General features: G+C 66.8%; 1 protein-coding gene. It reads left to right on the top strand.

All coding sequences use genetic code 11. The features are described 5' to 3' along the window. A partial coding sequence (locus tag DES44_RS24430) for a hemagglutinin repeat-containing protein (RefSeq protein WP_211326956.1) occupies nt 1-1,160 on the top strand: 1,160 nt, incomplete at both ends.

Raw genomic sequence — 1,160 nt, forward strand, 5'->3', positions numbered from 1 at the left:
CAGGACATTCGGGTGCAGGGCTCCAATGTGGTGTCTGACGCCGCCACCGCCGTGCAGGCGGGGCGGGACGTCAAGCTTGAGAACGCGCTGGACACCAGTCAACGCCAGCAGGAGCGTCAAGTCGTCACCAAGGGGCTGACCGGTGCTGGGGCAGGCTTCAGCATTGGCACGCGCGACCAGCGAACCGGCCAGAGCGGCAACAGCCAGACCGTGGTGGGCTCCACCGTGGGTAGCGTAGGCGGGGACGTGTCGATCGTCGCCGGCCGGGACTATTCGCAAGTCGGCTCGATCGTCCAAACGCCCAAGGGCGATGTGGATGTGACGGCGCAGCGGATCTCCATCTCAGCTGCGACTCAGCAGGGCAAGGACGTTCAAACCACGTCCTTCCGCCAAAGCGGCTTGTCCGTGTCGGTGAGCTCGCCGCTGGTCAGCGCGCTGGAGTCCACCGTGGACATGGCCGACAACATCGGCAAGGTCAGCGATGCCCGAATGCAAGCGCTGGGCGCGGCGTCCACCGCCATCAAGGCCAAGGAAGCGGTACAGGCGCTTCAAGCCGATCCCAAGGCGGCAGGCGGGCTCTCCATCAGCGTGACCTTGGGCTCCAGCCAGTCCAAGAGCCGGACGGAGACCACCACCACCACCCATCAGGGCAGCGAGATCACCGCAGGCGGCGACATCCGCTTGACCGCGCAAGGCGCCGGCAAGGAAAGCACCATCACCGTCCAGGGCTCGGACCTCTCCGCGGCCCAGCGCCTGGCCTTGAAGGCCGAAGGGGACGTGTCACTCACCGCCGTGCAGGACACGGTCAAGCAGCAAAGCAGCAACTCGTCCAGCAGTGCGTCGGTGGGAGCTGCCATTGGTGTGGGCTCCAGCGGCGCCACCATCGGCTTCACCGCCAGCGCAAGCCTGGCCCGCGGCAGGTCCGACGGGGAGGATGTCATCCAGCGCAATACCCACCTGCAAGGCCAGCAGGTGAGCATCGAGTCCGGCGGGGACACAACCCTCAAGGGCGCGGTGGTCAGCGGGGAGAGGGTGAAGGCCACCGTTGGCGGCAACCTTCGCATCGAGAGCCTGCAAGACACCAGCAAGTTCAAGAGCGACAGCACCCAGGTGGGCGGCAGCATGACCGCGGGGGCGGGTATCAGCGGCAGCGTCAGTGG

Source organism: Roseateles depolymerans (assembly GCF_003387155.1).
Lineage (GTDB): Bacteria > Pseudomonadota > Gammaproteobacteria > Burkholderiales > Burkholderiaceae_C > Roseateles > Roseateles depolymerans.